At 68.3% G+C, this 20,031-nt stretch carries 15 protein-coding genes; 14 read left to right on the forward strand and 1 reads right to left on the reverse strand.

Features of this window, described 5'->3' with window-relative positions; genetic code table 11:
• Positions 1-202 precede the first annotated feature (202 nt).
• The 6 genes from O9255_RS13935 (at position 203) to O9255_RS13960 (ending at position 7,747) form a co-directional block, all read left to right on the forward strand.
• Positions 203-2,368 carry a bifunctional (p)ppGpp synthetase/guanosine-3',5'-bis(diphosphate) 3'-pyrophosphohydrolase gene (locus O9255_RS13935; RefSeq protein WP_297867473.1) on the forward strand — a complete coding sequence of 722 codons (2,166 nt, stop codon included), beginning with the start codon at positions 203-205 and terminating at the stop codon, positions 2,366-2,368.
• A 29-nt stretch (positions 2,369-2,397) separates the two neighbouring features.
• On the forward strand, positions 2,398-2,781 hold the full coding sequence (locus tag O9255_RS13940; RefSeq protein WP_297867474.1) for a RidA family protein: 384 nt from the start codon (positions 2,398-2,400) through the stop codon (positions 2,779-2,781).
• A 3-nt stretch (positions 2,782-2,784) separates the two neighbouring features.
• On the forward strand, positions 2,785-4,893 hold the full coding sequence (gene recG, locus O9255_RS13945; protein WP_297867475.1) for an ATP-dependent DNA helicase RecG: 2,109 nt from the start codon (positions 2,785-2,787) through the stop codon (positions 4,891-4,893).
• A gap of 63 nt (positions 4,894-4,956) precedes the next feature.
• Positions 4,957-5,889, forward strand: a complete 933-nt coding sequence (locus O9255_RS13950; RefSeq protein WP_297867476.1) for a nucleoside hydrolase — start codon at positions 4,957-4,959, stop codon at positions 5,887-5,889.
• 100 nt (positions 5,890-5,989) lie between these two features.
• On the forward strand, positions 5,990-6,235 hold the full coding sequence (locus O9255_RS13955) for a type B 50S ribosomal protein L31 (RefSeq protein WP_297867477.1): 246 nt from the start codon (positions 5,990-5,992) through the stop codon (positions 6,233-6,235).
• Between the two features lie 222 nt (positions 6,236-6,457).
• Positions 6,458-7,747 carry a citrate synthase gene (locus O9255_RS13960; RefSeq protein ID WP_297867478.1) on the forward strand — a complete coding sequence of 430 codons (1,290 nt, stop codon included), beginning with the start codon at positions 6,458-6,460 and terminating at the stop codon, positions 7,745-7,747.
• Between the two features lie 93 nt (positions 7,748-7,840).
• Here the strand turns inward: O9255_RS13960 and O9255_RS13965 are convergent, their stop codons facing one another.
• Positions 7,841-10,318 (reverse strand): penicillin-binding protein 1A, encoded by a 2,478-nt coding sequence (locus O9255_RS13965; protein ID WP_297867479.1) that lies wholly within the window; start codon positions 10,316-10,318, stop codon positions 7,841-7,843.
• 184 nt (positions 10,319-10,502) lie between these two features.
• Here O9255_RS13965 and O9255_RS13970 point away from each other — a divergent pair, with 184 nt between their 5' ends.
• The 8 genes from O9255_RS13970 (at position 10,503) to O9255_RS14005 (ending at position 19,984) form a co-directional block, all read left to right on the forward strand.
• Complete coding sequence (locus tag O9255_RS13970) at positions 10,503-11,561, forward strand: pilus assembly protein PilM (RefSeq protein ID WP_297867480.1); 1,059 nt, start codon at positions 10,503-10,505, stop codon at positions 11,559-11,561.
• On the forward strand, positions 11,561-12,238 hold the full coding sequence (locus tag O9255_RS13975) for a PilN domain-containing protein (protein ID WP_297867481.1): 678 nt from the start codon (positions 11,561-11,563) through the stop codon (positions 12,236-12,238). The genes O9255_RS13970 and O9255_RS13975 overlap by 1 nt, the downstream gene beginning before the upstream one ends.
• Positions 12,239-12,248: 10 nt before the next feature.
• Complete coding sequence (gene pilO / locus O9255_RS13980) at positions 12,249-12,962, forward strand: type 4a pilus biogenesis protein PilO (protein ID WP_297867482.1); 714 nt, start codon at positions 12,249-12,251, stop codon at positions 12,960-12,962.
• Complete coding sequence (locus tag O9255_RS13985; protein WP_297867483.1) at positions 12,959-13,468, forward strand: pilus assembly protein PilP; 510 nt, start codon at positions 12,959-12,961, stop codon at positions 13,466-13,468. Before pilO ends, O9255_RS13985 begins: the two co-directional genes overlap by 4 nt.
• Before the next feature lie 41 nt (positions 13,469-13,509).
• Positions 13,510-15,741 carry a type IV pilus secretin PilQ gene (gene pilQ / locus O9255_RS13990; RefSeq protein ID WP_297867484.1) on the forward strand — a complete coding sequence of 744 codons (2,232 nt, stop codon included), beginning with the start codon at positions 13,510-13,512 and terminating at the stop codon, positions 15,739-15,741.
• A gap of 108 nt (positions 15,742-15,849) precedes the next feature.
• On the forward strand, positions 15,850-17,016 hold the full coding sequence (locus O9255_RS13995; protein WP_297867485.1) for an EAL domain-containing protein: 1,167 nt from the start codon (positions 15,850-15,852) through the stop codon (positions 17,014-17,016).
• A 48-nt stretch (positions 17,017-17,064) separates the two neighbouring features.
• Positions 17,065-18,633, forward strand: coding sequence for an alanine/glycine:cation symporter family protein (locus tag O9255_RS14000; RefSeq protein WP_297867486.1), 1,569 nt, complete (start codon positions 17,065-17,067; stop codon positions 18,631-18,633).
• Between the two features lie 10 nt (positions 18,634-18,643).
• Positions 18,644-19,984, forward strand: coding sequence for a dicarboxylate/amino acid:cation symporter (locus O9255_RS14005; RefSeq protein WP_297867487.1), 1,341 nt, complete (start codon positions 18,644-18,646; stop codon positions 19,982-19,984).
• The last annotated feature ends 47 nt before the right edge of the window (positions 19,985-20,031 follow it).

The following is a 20,031-nucleotide window of genomic DNA, read 5'->3' on the forward strand; positions in this document are numbered from 1 at the left end:
GCGGCAGGGTAAGTGCGTCCGCTGAACGGGGAAACCCGTCTGGCGGCGCGGCAAAACGTGGAATTCCGACCGGATTGACGCGATTTCGGCCTTCCTGCCGCGAAATCACGAGGGTTCGGCGGATTGTTCAGACCTTCCCTAAGGCGGGCCTTGTCGTTTCCGCGGTGTTGCCGCCCCCGGGGCCGGCCCTTACATTCAGGGCATGAGTGCCAGCGCCGCGCCCGCACAAGCCGCCCCGACCGCGCCGGACCCCTGTCCGGAGCAGGTCGATGCGCTGGCCGCGAAACTGGCCGACTACCTCCCACCCGAGCAGATCGCCCGCGTCCGCGCCGCCTATGTGATGGGCGCCCACGCCCACGATGGGCAGGTGCGCAAAAGCGGCGAGGCCTACATCACGCATCCCGTCGCCGTCGCCGGCATCCTCGCCGAGCTGCGCGTCGACTGGGAGACGCTCTGCGCCGCGATCCTCCACGACACGCTCGAAGACACGCCGTTGCCGCGCAACGAGATCGTGCAGGCCTTCGGCGAGCCGGTGGCCGCGCTCGTCGACGCGGTGACGAAGCTCGACAAGATCCGCTTCGCCAGCCGGCAGGAAGCCGCTGCCGAGAGCTTCCGCAAGATGATGCTGGCGATGGCGACGGACCTCCGCGTCATCCTCATCAAGCTGTCCGACCGCCTGCACAACATGCGGACGCTCGATTCGATGGCGGACGAATCGCGCCGCCGCATCGCCCGCGAGACCCTCGAGATCTACGCGCCGATCGCGCAGCGCCTCGGCATGAACAAGTTCAAGGCAGAGCTGCAGGATCTGGGCTTCAAGGCCCTGCACCCGCGCCGCTATGCCGTCATCGCGCGGCGCCTCGCCAGCCAACCGGTGATGCGTCGCGAGGCGATGACCACCATTGAGGCGAAGATCGCGCAGCGGCTCTCGATGGAAGGGCTGCCGTTCCGCATCGTCGGCCGCGTGAAGTCGCCCTGGAGCATCTATTCGAAGATGCGCAGCGAGCACAAGACGCTCGAGCAGGTGCTGGACGTGTTCGGCTTCCGCGTCGTCGTGCAGCGGGTGATGCAGTGCTACCACGCGCTCGGCGCGGTGCATGCGCTCTACAAGCCGTTGGAAGCGCGCTTCCGCGACTTCATCGCCATCCCGAAGGCGAACGGCTACCAGAGCCTGCACACCGTGCTGTTCAGCACGCATGGCTCGCCGATCGAGGTCCAGATCCGCACCGAGGAGATGGACATGATCGCCGAGCGCGGCATCGCGGCGCACTGGGCCTACAAGGCGAACACGCAGGCCACCGGCGCCAGCAGCGCTCAGGCCCGCGCCCAGGACTGGATCCGCGGCCTGATGACCAGCGAGCAGTCGGTGACGTCCTCGTCGCTGGAGTTCGTCGAGAACGTCAAGGTCGACCTGTTCCCGGCCGAGGTCTACCTGTTCACGCCGAAGGGCGACATCCTCGCCCTGCCGCGCAACGCCACCGCCCTCGACTTCGCCTACGCGGTGCACACCAGCATCGGCGACCGGGCGGTGACCGCGCGCGTCGACAAGAAAATGGTGCCGTTGCACACGCGTTTGCAGAGCGGCCAGAATGTCGAGATCGTCACCGCACCGTCGGCAGCGCCGCGTCCGCAGTGGCTGGAATTCGTCGTCACTTCGAAGGCGCGCACCGCGATCCGCTCCAACCTCAAGAAGCTCCAGCACGAGGACGCGGTGAGCCTCGGCCACCGCATGCTCGACCGCGCGCTGGAGGGCCTCGAGAGCTCCCTCGAGCGGGTGTCGGGCAAGCGCATCGAGAAGTACCTGACGGAGCACCGCTACCCGCGCCTCGAGGCCCTTCTGGCCGATATCGCCCTCGGCAACCGCATGCCGGCGCAGGTGGCGCAGTCGCTCGTGGCCGCGAAGGCCGGCGCATCGGCGCCGGCCAGCCCGGAACGGCTGCTGATCAACGGCAGCGAACGCGGCGTGCTGACCTTCGCCACCTGCTGCCACCCGCTCCCCGGCGATCCGATCATGGGTTACCTCTCGGCCGGCAAGGGGATTGTTGTTCATCGTCGTGACTGTCCGAACGTCGAGGCCTTCGCGCGCACGCCGGAGCGCTGCCTTGTCATGGACTGGGACCGCGACGTCAAGGGCGATTTCCTCGTCGCCGTGCGGGTCGAGGTGGACAACCGCCCCGGCGCCCTCGCGCAGGTGGCCGCGGCGATCGCCGAAAGCGACTCGAACATCGATTCGGTCGAGTACCGCGAGCGCGACGTCAACCTGTCGATCATGGAGTTCGGCATCGAGGTGCGCGACGTCGACCACCTCGCCGAGGTGATGCGCCGCGTGCGCCGACTGCAGGTCGTGCACGTGGTGCGTCGGCTGTAAGCTACGGGCCTCCTTCGACGAGGCCCGCCATGTCCCGCACGCCGATCACCAGCCCGAACGCCCCCGCCGCCATCGGCCCGTATTCGCAGGCCGTGCGCTCCGGCAATACGGTGTACCTGTCGGGCCAGATTCCGCTCGACCCGAAGACGATGGATCTGGTCGGCGGCGACATCGCCGTGCAGACGCGCCGCGTGTTCGACAACCTCCGCGCTGTCTGCCAGGCCGCCGGTGGCGACCTCGACAAGTTGGTCCGCATCGGCATCTATCTCACCGACCTCTCGCACTTCGCCACCGTCAACGCGGTGATGGCCGAGTACTTCCAAGCCCCGTATCCGGCGCGCTCGACCATCCAGGTCGCCGGCCTGCCGAAGGGCGCCGAAGTGGAAGTCGACGGCATCCTCATCCTCGACTGACCGATGCCGCGCACGGCCGCGCCGGCGCCCGCGCTGGCAGGAGGCGACGCGCCGGTGACGCGGCTGCCCGGCGTGGGCCCGGCCGTGGCCGCGAAGCTGGCCGAGCGCGGCATCAAGACCTTGCAGGACCTCTGGTTCCTGCTGCCGCTTCGCTACGAAGACCGCACGCGGCTCACGCCCATCCGCGATCTGCGCCCCGGCCCCGCGCTGCAGGCGGAAGGCCGCGTGCGCCACGTCGAGCGTCTGTTCCGCGGCCGGCCCATGCTGAAGGTGACGCTGGGCGACGACGAGGGTTCGCTGCTGGGCCTGCGCTTCTTCCACTTCCGCAGCCAGCAAGTGCAGGCCTTCCAGCCCGGGCGCCGCGTGCGCGTGTTCGGCGAGGTGCGGCCCGGCCAGAACGGCTGGGAAATCATCCACCCCAGCTATCGCGTGCTCGGCGACGACGAGGGCGCGGCGCTCAGCGATCGCCTCGACCCGGTCTATCCGCTGGTCGAAGGCCTCGGCCCGGGTTCGATGGCGAAGCTGGTGCGGCTGGCGCTGGACCAGTTGCCCGATGCGGCGGCGCTGGAACTGGTGCCGGTGGCGGCGTGGGCCGGGCTCGCCTTGCCCGGCCTCCGCGAGGCCTTGCTCACCGTGCACCGGCCGCCGGTCGATGCGGATGTGGGCGCCTTGATGTCGGGCACGCATCCGGCGCAGCAGCGGCTGGCGTTCGAAGAGCTGCTCGCGCATGGCCTCAGCCTGCGTCGCCAGCGCATCGCCTTGCGCGAGCATGGGGCGTTCCCGCTGCCGGCCGCGCGCGCGCCGGTCGACGCCCTTCGCGCCACACTGCCGTTTGCATTGACGGGCGCTCAGCAGCGCGTGCTGACCGAGGTCGAACGCGACCTCGCCGAGGGCGCGCCCATGCTGCGGCTCGTGCAGGGCGATGTCGGTAGCGGCAAGACCGTCGTCGCCGCGCTGGCCGCCATGCAGGCCGTCGCGGCGGGCCGGCAGGTCGCGCTGATGGCCCCGACCGAACTGCTCGCCGAACAGCATCTGCAGAACTTCCATCGATGGTTCGAACCGCACGGCGTGCGCGTTTGCTGGCTGGCCGGGAAGGTCACCGGCAAGGCGCGGCGCGAGACGCTGGTCGCGATCGCGGATGGCACGGCCCAGGTCGTGGTGGGCACGCATGCACTGATGCAGGGCGGCGTCGCCTTCGCCAAGCTCGGCCTTGTCATCGTCGACGAGCAGCATCGTTTCGGCGTGCACCAGCGCCTCGCCCTGCGCGACAAAGGCCTCGAGGGCGAACGCGTGCCTCACCAGCTGGTCATGACGGCCACGCCGATCCCGCGCACGCTGGCGATGACGGCCTATGCCGACCTCGATCTCTCGGTGATCGATGAACTTCCGCCGGGCCGCACGCCGGTCACCACCGTGGCCGTCGCGGCCGAGCGTCGCCCCGAGCTGGTGGAGCGCGTGCGCAAAGCCTGCGCCGAAGGGCGGCAGGCCTACTGGGTCTGCCCACTGATCGAAGACAGCGAGGAGATCGAAGCGCAGGCCGCGCAGACGACCTTCGAGCAGCTCTCCGAAGCGCTGCCGGAGCTTCGAGTGGCCCTGCTGCATGGGCGCATGAAGCCCACGGAGAAGCAGGACACCATGCGCCGTTTCAAGGCCGGTGAACTGCAGTTGCTTGTCGCCACCACCGTGATCGAGGTCGGCGTCGACGTGCCGAATGCCAGCCTGATGGTGATCGAGAACGCCGAGCGTCTCGGCCTGGCCCAGCTGCACCAGCTTCGTGGCCGGGTGGGGCGGGGCAGCGCCGCGTCGAGCTGTGTGCTGCTCTACCAGTCGCCGCTGGGCGGGATCGCGCGCGAACGTCTCGACGTGATGCGTCGGAGCAACGACGGCTTCGTCATCGCCGAGAAGGACCTCGAGCTGCGGGGCCCCGGCGAATTGCTCGGCACCCGCCAGACCGGTCTCGCCGCCTTCCGCATCGCCGACCTCGCCCGCGACGCCCGCCTGCTGCCGCAGGTGGCCGCGCTCGCCGATGCGCTGCTGGCCGAATCGCCGGATATCGCCGAAACGGTCATCGCGCGCTGGGTGGGCAGCGCCGCGCGCTACGCCTCGGCCTGATGCGCCTCGCCGCCGGCCGCGGCACACTGCCGGCCCGCTGACCGCCGCCCCGAGCGCCTACCGATGTCCGCCACCGACCGCCTTCCGCTGCTGATCGACACCGACCCCGGCGTGGACGATGCCTGGGCGCTGTTGATGGCGTTCGCCAGCCCCGCCCACGAGGTGCTCGGCTTGACGATCACCGCCGGCAACGTGGGCCTCGAGCACACCGTTCGCAATGCGCTGAAGCTCTGCGAAGTCGCCGGCGTCGATGCCCCGGTGTATCCGGGCTGCGCAGTGCCGCTGGTGTTCCCCGCCGAGGACGCCGCCTACGTGCACGGCCGCGACGGCTTCGGCGACACGGGCTACCTCGCGCCGACGCGCACGGCCGATGTCGAACACGCCGCGCTGGCGATGATCCGCTTCAGCCACTCGCACCCGGGACTGCTGCTCGTGTGCCTCGGGCCGCTCACGAACCTCGCGCTGGCCCTGCGCCTCGACCCGACGCTGCCCTCGCGTATCGGCCGTCTCGTCGTGATGGGCGGCGCCGTGACGGGGCAGGGCAACACGTCGGTGAGCGCCGAATTCAACATCGCCTTCGATCCGGAGGCGGCCCACATCGTCTTCGAGGCCTTCCCGGCCTTCGATCTTGTCGATTGGGAGGCGGTGCTGCGCCATGGCCTGCCGCACGCCGAGGTCGAGGCGTGGCTGGATGCCGCGACGCCGAAGGCCGCCTTCTACAAGGCCATCTCCCAGCGCACGCGGGAATGGTCGGAAGGGCGGCGCGGCACGCACTGGCATTCGGCCGATGGGCTCGCCATGGCCGCCGCCCTCGAACCCGAGGCCGCGACCGGTTGGCACCGCCACGCCATCGAGGTCGAGACCGGCGGGCGCTTGGCGCGCGGAGCGACCATCGTCGACTGGGCGGACCGCTCCGGGCGCCCGGCCAAGGCGCGGATCCTCGCCGGCTTGAGGCCCGAGCGGTTCCGGCATTGGCTCCGCCTCGCCTTGGCCTGAGCCGTCCGCCTGAACGAGCCGCACCCTGAGGCTTGCCCCGGTCCACCCGACGCCGCTACAATCCCCCTCTTTCCTCGTTTCGACGCTTCTGGGACCCGCTATGAAAGATGGCATTCACCCGAACTACCAGCCGGTCGTGTTCCAGGACGTGACCTCGAACTTCTCGTTCCTTACCCGCTCGACGCTCGCCTCCAAGGAGACGGTCAAGTGGGAAGACGGCGAGACCTACCCGCTGATCAAGATCGAAATCTCCTCGGCTTCGCACCCGTTCTACACGGGCAAGAGCAAGCAGATCCTCGATACCGCCGGCCGCGTCGACCGCTTCCGCAAGCGCTACGGCAAGTAAGCCGCCGTCCGCGCCCTGCGCGCGGTCGCGTCACCCCGAAGGCCGGCTCTGCCGGCCTTCGTCGTTTCCGGGCTCCGACTTTGGTCGAAGGCCTTCGCGTGCCCCGCACACCGTCTCCGGGCCCTATGCGATACTTGTGAAGACCGGGACGCGCCGCGTCCAACCCGTCTTCATGCGGCGCGCCGCCGTCCCGGCACGCGCCCTGTCCCAAGGAGTGCGAACGTGACCGAACCCACCAGCGTGACCCTGACCGCCGGCGACAAGACCGTTTCCCTGCCGGTGCACCGCGGCAGCCTCGGCGCCCCGTGCGTCGACATCGGCAAGCTGGCCAAGGACACCGGCCACTTCACCTACGACCCCGGCTTCATGGCCACGGCCAGCTGCCGCAGTTCGGTGACCTACATCGACGGCGACGAGGGTGTGCTGCTTTACCGCGGCTACCCGATCGAGCAGCTCGCCAAGCATTCGAGCTTCCTCGAAGTCGCCTACCTGCTGATGCACGGCAACCTGCCGACCCGCCAGCAGTTCGATGGCTTCGAGCACGAAGTCACGCACCACACGATGATGCACGAGGCGATGAAGACCTTCCTCGGGGGCTTCCGCCACGACGCGCACCCGATGGCCATGCTCTGCGCCATGGTCGGTTCGCTGTCGGCCTTCTACCACGACACCCTCGACCTCGAGGACCCGGAGCAGCGCCGCCTTGCCGCGGTGCGCCTGATCGCCAAGGTCCCGACGATCGCCGCCGCCTGCTACCGCCAGTCGATCGGTTGGCCGATCCGCTACCCGCGCAACAACCTCGAGTACACGACGCGCTTCCTGCACATGATGTTCGAGGTGCCGAGCGAGCCGCTGCAGCTCAAGCCGGTGGCCGCGAAGGCGCTCGACCTGCTGTTCATCCTGCACGCCGACCACGAGCAGAACGCCTCGACCTCGACCGTGCGTCTGGTCGGTTCGACCGGTGCCAACCCCTACGCCTGCGTCGCCGCCGGCATCGCCGCCCTGTGGGGTCCGGCGCACGGTGGTGCGAACGAGGCCGTCCTCAAGATGCTCGAGGAAATCGGCCGTCCGGAAGACGTCGCCAAGGCCGTCGAGAAGGCGAAGGACAAGAACTCGGGCTTCCGCCTGATGGGCTTCGGCCATCGCGTTTACAAGAACTTTGACCCGCGCGCCACGATCATCCGCGAAATGTGCCACAAGGTGCTCGCCGAGCTCGGTGTCGACGACCCGATGCTCGAGGTCGCGATGCGCCTCGAAGAGGCCGCGCTGAAGGACGAGTACTTCGTGCAGCGCAAGCTCTACCCGAACGTCGATTTCTACTCGGGCCTGATCTACAAGGCCTTGGGCATCCCGACCGAGATGTTCACGGTGATGTTCGCCTTGGCTCGCACCTCGGGCTGGGTGAGCCACTGGCTGGAGCAGCAGGTCGATCCGGAAGCGAAGATCGGTCGTCCGCGCCAGATCTACACCGGCGCCACGCCGCGCGACTACGTCGCCTTCGACAAGCGCTGAATCCCGTCGCGCGGCCCCGCGCCGCGCACTGGCGGAAACGACGAAGCCCCGCGATCGCGGGGCTTCGTCGTTCCAGCCTTCGGCGTGTCGTGCTCAGAACACGTCGAACGCTTCCTCCTGCACCTCGCCGGCCTCGACGCCGAAGCCGCTCGCCATCATCCGGTCGTAGTCTTCGGTCTTGACGTAGTCGGTGCGCCCGCCGGGCGTGCCATCGGGCAGCAGACCGCCGGTCGCCGGGTTGATCGTCACCGTCAGCAGGCCCGCCGGCGGTGCCGGGTTGGCCACGGGGACATCCGTGAGCGCGGCGCCCATGTAGCCGATCCAGATCGGAAGCGCCGCGCGGCCGCCGTACTCGCCGCGGCCCAGCGGGGTGAAATCGTCCTTGCCCACCCACACGGTCGTCGCCAGATCGCCGCCGAGGCCGGAGAACCAGGCGTCGCGGTGGTCGTTGGTGGAGCCGGTCTTGCCGCCGATGTCCGCGCGGCCCAGCACCTTCGCGGCGGTGCCGGTGCCCCGGTTCACCACGTCGAGCAGCAGCGAACGCACCAGGAAGGCCGTGCGCGGGTCGATGGCCCGTGCCGCCGTGGCCTGCTCCGGCGGGCCGGGCACGTCGTGGCGGGCGTCGGCATCGGCCGTCGCGGCAGTGGCGTCCGTGGCCACCGTCGCCGGCGCGGCCGCCGGGGCCACCGCGCCGAAGTTGAAGCCATCGACCACGGCGGGTTGCGCCGCGGTGCCGCCCGCCGGCCCGGCACAGGTCGGGCAGGCGCGGGCCGGATGGTGTTCCATCACGACCACGCCGTTGCGGTCCTCGACGCGGGCGATGAACCAGGGGTCGATGCGGTAGCCGCCGTTGCCGAAGGTGGCGTAGCCGCGCGCCACCGACATGACCGTCAGCGACGAGGTGCCGAGCGACATCGACAGGTTGGGCGGCAGGCTTTCCGGCGCGAAGCCGAACTGGGTGATGTAGCGCTGGGCGAACTGCACGCCGATGGCGTCGAGCAGCCGCACCGACACGAGGTTGCGCGATTGCACCATGGCCTCGCGCAGGCGCATCGGGCCGGCAAAGTCTTCCTTGTCGTTCTGTGGGCGCCACACGTTGCCCGCGCGGTCGCGGAACACCACGGGCGCGTCCATCACGATCGTCGCCGGCGTGTAGCCCCGCTCGAAGGCCGCCGAGTAGACGAAGGGCTTGAAGCTCGAGCCGGGCTGGCGCTGGGCCTGCGTCGCACGGTTGAACTTGTTCTGGGAGAAGCTGAAGCCGCCCACCAGGGCGCGCAGCGCACCTGTCTCGGCTTCCAGCGACACCAGGGCCGCCTGCGCCTGCGGCAGTTGCACCAGCTGCGGCTGGCCGTCCTTGTCGAGCCGGAAGCGCACGACGTCGCCGGGCTTCAGCACCTGGGCCGGCGTCCGGCCGGTCCAGCGCAGGCCTGCGGCGGGGAGGTCCAGCGCGGCTTCGCCGGCCGTGCGCAGCACCGCGCGAGTCGCGTCGACCTCCTGCACCACCGCGCGCTGCAGGTCGGGGATCGTCGGGAAGCGCGCCAAGGCGCCGCGCAGGCCCGCGGCGTCGAGGGTGGCGAAGTCCTCGATGCGTCCTTCGGCACCCCGCCAGCCGTGGCGCTGGTCGTATTCGATCAGGCCGTTGCGCACCGAAGCGACGGCGGCGTTCTGGTCGGCCGATTTCAGCGTCGTCACCACCTTGTAGCCGCCCGTCAGCGCGTCGGCGCCGAAGCGTTCCTCCATGGCCTGGCGCACCATCTCGGCCACGTAGGGCGCGTCGACCTCGACCGGCGGCTCATGCGGTTTGGCGTTGTTGGGCTCCGCCAGCGCCGCCTCGTACTCGGCCCGGTCGATGACCCCCAGTTCAAGCATCCGCGGCAGGACGTAGTAGTTCCGGCGCTCCATCGCCCGGGCCGGGTTGCTGATCGGGTTGGCGCTGGACGGGAACTTCGGAATGCCGGCGAGGGTGGCGGCCTCGGCGATGGTCAGTTCGTCCAGCGACTTGCCGTAGTAGTACTCGGCCGCGGCGGCCACACCGTAGGCACGGTTTCCGAAGAAGATCTTGTTCAGGTAGAGCTCGAGGATCTCGTCCTTGGTCAGCTCCTGCTCCATCTTGATGGCCAGCAGCATCTCCCGGAACTTGCGGACGTAGCTGTATTCGTTGCTCAGGTAGAAGTCGCGCGCCACCTGCTGGGTGATCGTGCTGCCCCCGGGAACGCGCGTCCTGTCGGTCGACAGGATCAGCCAGACGGCGCGGAAAATACCATTGAAATCAAGGCCTTGATGCTCATAGAAGCGGGCGTCCTCGGCGGCGAGGAAGGCCCGCTTGACCCGCTCCGGGATGGTGTCGATCGGCGCCGGGTAGCGTCGCGTCTCACCGTACAGCGCGATCAGCTTCCCATCGGCGGAATGGATCGACAGCGGCAGTTGCAGCTCGACCTGGCGCAGCTCGCGCACGTCCGGAAGCTGCGGCCAGGCGGTCCAGATGACCGCGCCGACGGCGAGGAAGCCGAGGAGGCCGAGGGCCAGACCGGCCAGCAGGAGGCGTCGCAACCAGCGCAACCAAGGGCGCATCAGGGGGTGTCTCAAGGCGGGGAGGGCGGAGTATACCGGGGGGGCGGGACGGCGCTGGGGCGGTGTCCGACAGGCCCCGGGCAGGGTGGGGCGTTAAGGAGGCGTTGCGGTTGACACAGTTTTCTGTTTTTAATGTTCCGGCGCATTAATCTCACGTAAGCGCCCGTGGGAAGGGGAGAAACCGATGGGTTTGTTCAGTCCATCCAGGGTTCCGCTGGTCGGGATCGACATCAGTTCGACGGCGGTGAAGCTGCTCCAGCTGAGCCAGGTCGGCAACCGTTACCGGGTCGACCACTACGGCGTGGAGGCGCTGCCGCCCAATGCCGTGGTCGAGAAGAACATCGTCGAGGTCGAGGCGGTGGGTGAAGCGATCAAGCGCGCGCTCAACCGTTCGGGCAGCAAGCTCAAGCACGCGTCCGTCGCCGTGTCGGGCGCCGCGGTGATCACCAAGGTGATCAGCATGTCGGCGGACCTCGATGACGATGCGATGGAAGACCAGGTGCAGCTCGAGGCCGCCAACTACATTCCCTTCCCGATCGACGAAGTCAGCCTTGATTTCGAAGTGCTCGGCCCGGTGCCCTCCAGCCCCGAGAACGTGCACGTCATCCTCGCCGCATCGCGCACCGAGAACGTCGAGCTGCGCCAGCAGGCGCTGGAGCTCGGCGGCCTGACGGCGAAGGTCGTCGACGTCGAGGTCTTCGCGCTGGAGAACGCCTTCAAGTTCGTCGCCGACCAGCTTGGCGTCGGTAAGGACGCGATCGTGGCGCTCGTCGACATCGGTTCGACGATGACCACGCTGAACGTCATCCGCAACGGCCGCAGCATCTACGCCCGCGAGCAGGTCTTCGGCGGCAAGCAGCTCACCGACGAGATCATGCGCCGCTACGGCATGAGCTACGAGGAAGCCGGTGCCGCCAAGCGGCAGGGCGGCCTCCCCGAAAGCTACGAGCCGGAAGTGCTCGAGCCGTTCAAGGAAGCCATGGTCCAGCAGGTCAGCCGCCTGCTGCAGTTCTTCTACGCCGGCTCCGAATTCAATCGCGTCGACCAGGTCGTGCTGGCCGGCGGCTGCGCCTCGATCGCCGGCGTCGACCGCATGGTGGAGGAGCACCTCGGCATCCCGACGGTCGTCGCCAACCCGCTCGCCAACATGGGCCTCGGCCCGCGCGTGCAGGCGCACGCGCTGCAGCAGGACGCGCCCTCCTTGATGATCGCCTGCGGCCTGGCCCTGAGGAGCTTCGACTGATGGCACGCATCAATCTATTGCCGTGGCGCGCCGAGCGCCGCAAGCAGCGCCAGAAGGACTTCGTGACGCTGCTGGGCGGCGCGCTGATCGCCGGCGTGGCGCTGGTGTTCGCCGGGTCGTCGTACTACGACGGGCAGATCGAAGGGCAGACGGCGCGCAACGACCTCCTCAAGCAGCGCATCGCCGAAGCCGTCGCGCAGAACGAGGAAATCAAGACCGTCGAGGCGCGCAAGGCCAGCCTGCTGCAGCGCAAGGACGTCATCGAGGAATTGCAGGCCGATCGCTCGCAGAACGTCCGGCTCTTCGAAGAGCTGGTGCGCACCATTCCGGACGGCGTGCGTCTGGTCACCATCAAGCAGGTGGGCCAGGAGCTGACGCTGGCCGGCCGCTCGCAATCCGAGTCGCGCGTGAGTGCCTACATGCGCAACCTCGAGGCCAGCGGCCTGATCAACAACCCCCGGCTGAGCATCATCAAGGCTGGCGATGCCACGCAGGCGGCGCCAGCTTCGCCTGCGGATCGCTCGCTGCCATTCGGTTTCGAGATGACCGTGACTCTTCGCTCGACGAGCGAAGAGGCGGAAGCGGAAGAGAGCGCCGCGCCGGATGGCAGCGTGCCCTCCAACGCACCCGCGGCCGTCCCCAGCAACGTGCCCACGGCCGCGGCCCAGGCCTCCTGAGGATCCGACCATGGCCAAGAGCAAGTTCAAACTCAGCGACATCAACAACCTCGACTTCAACAACACCGCGGGTTGGCCGCAGGAAGCGAAGATCGGTGCCGGCGTCCTCGCGGTGCTGCTGGTGGCGGTCCTCGGCTGGTACCTCGTGATCCGCGACAAGCAGACGACCTTGGAAGGCCTGGAGGCCGAAGAGGTGACGCTGCGCGGCGACTTCGAGAAGGAGGCGGCGAAAGCGGCCAATCTCGAGCCCCTCAAGGCGCAGCTGGAGCAGATGGAGCAGATGCTCAAGCAGATGCTGCGCCAGTTGCCGTCGAAGACGGAGATGCCCGACCTCATCGTCGATATCTCGCAGACCGCGCGCGCCACCGGCATCAACAACGAGCTGTTCCAGCCCGGCGCCGAGGTCTTGAAGGACTTCTATGCCGAGCAGCCCATCACGCTCGAGATGAATGGCACCTACCACCAGTTCGGTCAGTTCGTCAGTGGTGTCGCGTCCCTTCCCCGCGTGGTGATCATGACCTTCCACGACATCTCGCTCGCGCCGAAGGAGTCCGCCGCCGGCGCGCCCGCCCTTCCGCCGGGCACGCTGGGTCTCAAGGGCACGATCAAGACCTACCGTTACCTCGATGAGAATGAACTCGAGGAGCAGGCGAAGGGCCAGACCAACGCCGCCCAGGGGGGTGCAGCCACTCCTGCCGCCGCCGCCGCCGGGGGTGCGCCATGAACGCGCGCATCCTGAGGGTCGGTGTTCTCGTCGTCGTGGCGTTGGCCGCCACGGGTTGTGGCCGCAGCACGGCCGATCTCGAGGCCTGGGTGGCGGAAGTGAAGGCCCGCCCGGCGCCGCCGCTCGATCCGCTGCCGCCGTTGCGCACCTTCCCGCCGGTGGAGTACACCGCCGACACGCTTCGCGATCCGTTCTCCGCGCCGGTCGGCAATCGGGATGCTGCGGGTCCGCGGCCGGACCCGAACCGTCGTAAAGAGGCTCTTGAGGCTTTCCCGCTCGACGCGCTGCAGATGGTCGGCACGATCGGCACCGGTGCGGAAACGATCGCGCTGGTCCTCGCGCCCGACAAGGTCACGTACCGCGTGCGGGTGAACAACTACCTGGGGCAGAGCGATGGCCGCGTGGCCTCGGTTGCTCCCGAGCGCATCGAGATCGTCGAGCTGGTGTCCGACGGTGCCGGTGGATGGCTCGAACGACAGGCCAGTCTGGCCTTGGATGACAAGTGATGGGGACGCGCATGATTACCTCGACGACTGAAGGCGCACAGATGAGCACGAAGAAAATCGCGGCCCGTGCCGCTCTGGCGGCCTGCCTGCTTTGGACGGCGGCGTTCCCGGCCCTAGCGGCCAACACCTTGAAGGATGTTCGCTATGCGGCCGGCAGCGGCGGCAAGGTGGACATCACGTTCGAATTCGAGCAGCCGGTCGGCGCGGTGAACGCGTTCACCACCGACGTGCCGCCACGCATCGCCATCGACTTCCCGGAGACCGGCAACGGTTTCGACGCGCGTCGTCTCGCCGTCGGGTCCGGTGCCGCTTCGGCGGTATCGGTCGTCGAAGCCGGCGGCCGCACCCGCGCCGTCGTCGACCTGTTCCGCAACGCGGGTTACACGACCCGCAGCAACGGCAACCTGTTGGTACTGTCCCTCGAACCGGGTGCCGCGGCCTCTTCGGCCACGGCCGTTGCGGCGTCGCCTAACCCGGCCAAGCGACTCGATTCCGGCATCCGCGTGTCGGCGGTGGATTTCCGCCGCGGCGAGGACGGTTCGGGCCGGGTCATCCTGCGCTTCAACCAGGAAGGCGCGCAGGCCAGCCTGCGCCGTGATGGCGATCGCCTCTATGTGGACGTCGAGAATGCCCAGTTGCCGGTCGACCAGGCCCGACGCCTCGACGTCACCGACTTCGCCACGCCGGTCACCCGCCTCGACCCAACGTCGAAGGACGGTGGCACCCAACTCGTGATCGCGACGGAAGGCCTGTACGAGACCAGCGCTTACCAGACCGGCAACGAGTACGTGCTGGAAGTGACGCCGAAGGGCGCCGCCACGGCCGCCGTGGGCCAGGTCGGTGCCGCTTCGCAGCCGCAGCGCTACACGGGCAAGCCGGTGACCTTCAACTTCCAGGACGTGCCGGTGCGCACCATCCTGCAGCTGGTCGCCGAGGAATCGGGCCTCAACATCGTGGCGGCCGACACCGTGCAGGGCAACCTGACGTTGCGCCTCATCAACGTGCCGTGGGACCAGGCCCTCGACGTCGTGCTGCGCGCCAAGTCGCTGGCTAAGCGCCGCGACGGCAACGTCGTGTGGGTGGCGCCGCAGGACGAGATCGCCGCGTTCGAGAAGGCGCGCGAGCAGGCTCGGATCGACCTGGAAGGCAAAGCTGAGCTCGTCAATGAGATCATCGCCATCAATTACGCCAACGCCGAGGAAATCGCGACACTCTTGACGGACGGTAGCAAGTCGGGTGGCGGTGGCGGTTCCGCCGGTGGCGGTGACGAGGGCGGATTCCTGTCGGGTCGGGGTAGCGTCAGCTTCGATACCCGTTCCAATACTCTGCTGATCGCCGATACCGCGAGGAAAGTCGAAGCGATCAAGTCTCTGGTTGCGGTGTTGGACCGCCCCGTCGACCAGGTGCTCATCGAAGCCCGCATCGTCATTGCCCAGGAAAGCTTTGCCCGCGAAGTCGGCGCGCGCTTCGGCCTCAGCGGCCAGGAAAGCGACGTCGTGGTCTCGGGCAGCACGGAGAGCAACCGCAACTACCTGAATGGCGTGGCGAATGCCAATGCGGCCTTGGCGCGCTACCAGTTCGAACTGGATCTCTACAATCAGGCGATCGCGAACGGCGAGACGGCGACGCGTCCCTCGTTGCCGAATACGCCGCTGCCGACCTTCACCAACATCCTCAGCACGCGTTTCGCCAACAACACGGCGTCGGCGCTGGCCTTTACCATCCTCGGCAACGAGCTCGACCTCGACATCGAGCTGCAGGCGCTGCAGGAGGAAGGCCGCGGCGAGGTGGTCGCCAACCCGCGCGTCATCACCGCCAACCAGCGCGAGGCGATCATCAAGCAGGGTGACGAGATCGGCTACGTCACCATCACCGGCTCCGCCGGCGCTCAGACCGCGACCGTGCAGTTCAAGGAAGCGCTGCTGGAGCTGAAGGTCACGCCGACCATCACCCAGGACAACCGCGTGTTCCTGGCGCTGGGCGTCAAGAAGGACGAGGTCGCCGGCTTCATCTCCGTGCCGGGCGGCGGCAGCGTCCCGCAGATCACCAAGCGCGAGGTGACGACCGCGGTGCTCATCAACAACGGCCAGACGGTGGTTGTGGGTGGCATCTACGAGTTCGAGAAGCGCGAGGACCTGTCGAAGGTGCCCTTCCTCGGCGACATCCCGGGCCTGGGTAACCTCTTCCGAAACAAGGCGCGCGAAAGCGAGAAGGCGGAACTGCTGATCTTCGTCACCCCGCGCATCCTGCAGGTCGCCGGCGCAAGCCGCTGATCGACCGGGCCAGCCGCCCCTTTCGGGACGGGAAGGGAAAACGGGGCTTCGGCCCCGTTTTTCGTTGTAGGGTGCCGTCGTGGCGCCAAGCGATGACGGAGGCAAGCGATGAGCGCGGAAATCCGACTGCAGCCCGGGGAGGTGCTCTTCCGCGAGGGGGATCCGCCCACCACGGCCTTCATCCTCGACGAGGGCCAGGTGGAGATCCGAGCGACGCAGCGCGGCCGGCAGGTGGTGCTGGCCTTGTTGGGGCCTGGGGCGATCATCGGGGAGATGGCGATCATCGATGCGGCGCCGCGCACGGCGACGGCCGTCGCCTTGTCGGCCTGTCGCCTGATCGCATTGGACCGGACCCGGATCGCCGAACGCATCCAAGCCGCCGACCCGGTGATCCGTGCGCTGTTGCAGGGCACGCTGCAACGTTACCGCGGTGCCTTGGCCGCCCTGCAGGGCGGAACCACCCGTGCGGCATCGGTCGAGCGGCCGGACGAGGCGGTGGGCGTCAGCAAGATGCGCCTCGAGTCCCAACTTCGTGCCGCCCTTGAGGTGGGTGGCCTCGATGTCCGCTACCAGCCGCTGATGGAGGTCGCGTCGGGACGGATCGCCGGTTTCGAGGCCCTCGTACGTTGGACGCACCCGGAGCGCGGCCCGATCTCCCCGGCCGAGTTCGTCGCGCTCGCTGAGGAGACCTCGTTGATTGTTCCGGTGGGCGAGTACGTGTTCGACATCGCCTGCGCGGCCGCACGGGATTTCATCGATGCGGCCGGTCGCCCGCTGTTCGTCGCCGTGAACGTGAGCGCGCGGCAGTTGCGCGAGCCGGGCTTGCTGGAACGCGTCATTGCGCGGGTCGATGCGGCCGGCCTGCCGCGGGGCAGCATCAAGATCGAGATCACCGAGAGCCAGGCGATGGACCCGGTGCTGATGCAGGGATTCATCGCGCTCTGCCACGGCCACGGCGTGAAGGTGGCGCTCGATGACTTCGGCACGGGGTATTCGCACCTCACGCAGATGCACCTGCTGCCTTTCGACACCATCAAGATCGACCAGGGCTTCGTCCGCAGCATGCTGGACGACCCGCGCTCGATGGCGATCGTCGAGACCATCGTGGCAATGGCGAAATCGCTCGATGCCTCCATCGTGGTCGAGGGAATCGAAAGCGAGGCCGAGCTGGCCGTGCTGCGGCGCCTCGGTTGTGACTACGCCCAGGGCTGGCTCGTGGGAAAACCCCAGACCCGTGAAGAACTCCTCATGCGTGCTGAGATTTTGTTCACGTAGTCGGCTGCTAGCCTCGGGGGTTTGCGCCGCACGAGGGCCGAGGACGACATGTTGACGACGATGGAGCGGGCCCTTGGGCCGATGCCGGCGCAGGACGCCGGGATGGTGGATTGGGTGGCCACAGCCGGCCTCGACGAGACGATCAACCGCGCGGTGGAGCCGATCGCGAATGCGGTCGGGGGCGCGATCTTCTCGCGGGCCTGCGTCGGCGACGGTCTCTCCTTCTCGATGAGCGGAGCCTGCGGTGCGGGTGAAACGGCCATCCCGCTGATCGTCGCGTGGCTGCTGCTGGGTGGCGTGGTGTGCACGTTGTACTTCCGCTTCATCAACTTCCGCGGCTTCATGCAGGGCTTCCGCCTGATGCGTGGGGATTACGCCGATGCCGGCAGCCCCGGCGAGGTCTCGCATTTCCAGGCGCTGACCTCGGCCGTCTCGGGCACGGTCGGCCTCGGCAACATCGCCGGCGTTGCGTTGGCGATCACGATCGGCGGTCCGGGTGCCGCCTTCTGGATGATCGTGGCCGGCCTGTTAGGCATGAGCACCAAGTTCGCCGAGTGCACGCTGGGCGTGAGGTATCGTCAGCACAATCCCGATGGCACGGTGTCCGGCGGCCCGATGTACTACCTGTCGCGGGGTATCGCCGAGCGCTACCGCTCGCTGGGGGGCCTCGGCAAGGCGCTGGCCGCGCTGTTCGCGGTCTGCGCGATGCTCGGTGGCATTGGTGCGGGATCGATGTTCCAAGCTAACCAGGCCTTCGCGCAGTTCCACAAGGTGACCGGCGGCGCGCAAGGCCCGCTGGAAGGCATGGGCTGGGCTTTCGGCATCGGCATCGCCACGCTCGCGGGCCTCGTCGTGCTGGGCGGCATCACGCGCATCGGTCGGGTCACCGAGAAGATGATCCCGGCGATGATCCTGCTCTACCTCGCCGGCTGCGGCGCGGTGCTGGTCGTGCACCTCGACGCGTTGCCCGGCGCCATCGCGCTGATCGTTTCCTCCGCCTTCAGTGGCGAGGCGGCGGCCGGCGGCGTGATCGGCGCGCTGATCGCTGGCTTCCAGCGTGCCGCGTTCTCCAACGAAGCGGGCCTTGGCTCGGCGCCCATCGCCCATTCCGCGGTGAAGACCAAGCACCCGGCCACCGAAGGCCTCGTCGCGCTGTGGGAGCCCTTCATCGACACGGTGATCGTCTGCACCGCGACGGCGCTGATGGTCGTGGTGACCGGTGCGTGGAAGATCGAGGGCATGGAGGGCGTGGCCATCACCTCGACCGCCTTCGCGACGGTGTTCGACTGGTTCCCCTACGTGCTGACCGTGGCGGTGTTCCTGTTCGCGTTCTCGACCATGCTGACCTGGGCCTACTACGGCGCCAAGGCCGCGACCTACCTCACCGGTGAGCGTCGCTGGGTGACCAATACCTACATCCTGCTGTACCTCGCCGCGGCGGTCGTCGCCTGCACGATGGACCTCGCGCAATTGATCAATCTTTCCGATGGCCTGATCTTCCTGATGGCCATTCCGAACCTGATCGGCGTGTACCTGCTGCTGCCGGTGGTGCGCGAGGAAGTGGATGGCTACTTCGCGAAGCTGAAGTCGGGCGAGATCCGCCCGACCGCGGGCTGAGGCGGCCGCGATGGGCGTTGGCAACGTGGGCGAAGCGGGCGGCATGGCCCTGCACACCAAGATGCTGCTCGGCTTCGCCGTCGGCGCCGTCGCTGGAGGGCTGGCGTTCTCGTTCGGGCAGGCGGTCGATCCGGAGGGCGTGCAGCAGACCCTGCCGTGGCTTGCCGCGACGCTGAAATGGGTGACCCAGCCGGTCGGGTCGATCTTCCTCAACCTGCTGTTCATGCTGGTACTGCCACTGGTGTTCTCGGCCTTGGTGCTGGGCGTGGTCGAGATCGGCGACCCGAAGGCGCTGGGCCGCATCGGCGGCAAGACGCTGGCCTTCATCCTCGTGGTCACCGGCATCGCGGTGACGATCGGCCTCGTCGCGGTGAACCTGTTCCAGCCCGGCGTGGGCATCGACCCGGCGGTCGCACAGAAGCTGATCGCCGAATCCTCGTCGCAGGCCGAGGGGATCGTCGAGCGCGGCGAGGCCGCGTCGGCGATGCAGGTACTGCTGTCGATCGTGCCGCGGAATCCGCTGCAGGCCGGCGTCGAGGGCAACCTCATCGGCGTGATGTTCTTCGCCCTGCTGTTCGGCATCGGCGCGGCGACGCTGAAGACGGAGGGCGTGCGCACCTTCGTCGGCACGCTGCAGGGCGTTTACGACATCACGCTGCTGCTGATCAACAAAGTGATCCAGCTGGCGCCCTACGCCGTCGCGGCCCTGATCTTCAACCTGATCGCAGTGAAGGGCTTCGCGGCCCTGCTGCCGCTGGCCAAGTTCGTCGCGGTGGCCGTCGGGGCGCTGGCGGTCCACATGTTCGTGGTCTTCCCGCTGCTGCTGTGGTTCATCGGCCGGATGAACCCGATCGAGTTCTTCAAGAAGGCGGAGCCGGTGATCCTCACCGCGTTCTCCACCTCCTCGAGTTCGGCCACGCTGCCGACCACGCTGCGCGTGGCCGAGGAGGTGCTGGGCACGCCGAAGCGCATCGGCCGCTTCGTCTGCACGCTCGGTGCCACGGCGAACATGAACGGCACGGCCCTGTTCGAGGGCGTGGTCGTGCTGTTCCTCGCGCAGTTCTTCGGCATCGAGCTGAGCTTCGCCCAGCAGGTACTGGTGCTGCTGATGTGCATCCTCGGCGGCATCGGCGCGGCCGGCGTGCCGGGCGGCTCGCTGCCGGTCATCGCCTCGATCCTCGTGATGTTCGGCATCCCGCCGGAGGGCATCGCCCTGATCCTCGGCGTCGACCGCTTCATCGACATGTGCCGCACGGCGGTGAACGTCACCGGCGACCTCGTGGGCACCGTGGTGGTGTCCCGCGGCGAGCCACCGGACCCCGTCCACGACGAGGCCGCCAAGCCGGCCTGAGGCCGCTACCAGCCCGGCACCGAGCCTTCAAGGGCGACGCCGGGCGT

Source organism: Silanimonas sp. (assembly GCF_027530345.1).
GTDB lineage: Bacteria > Pseudomonadota > Gammaproteobacteria > Xanthomonadales > Xanthomonadaceae > Silanimonas.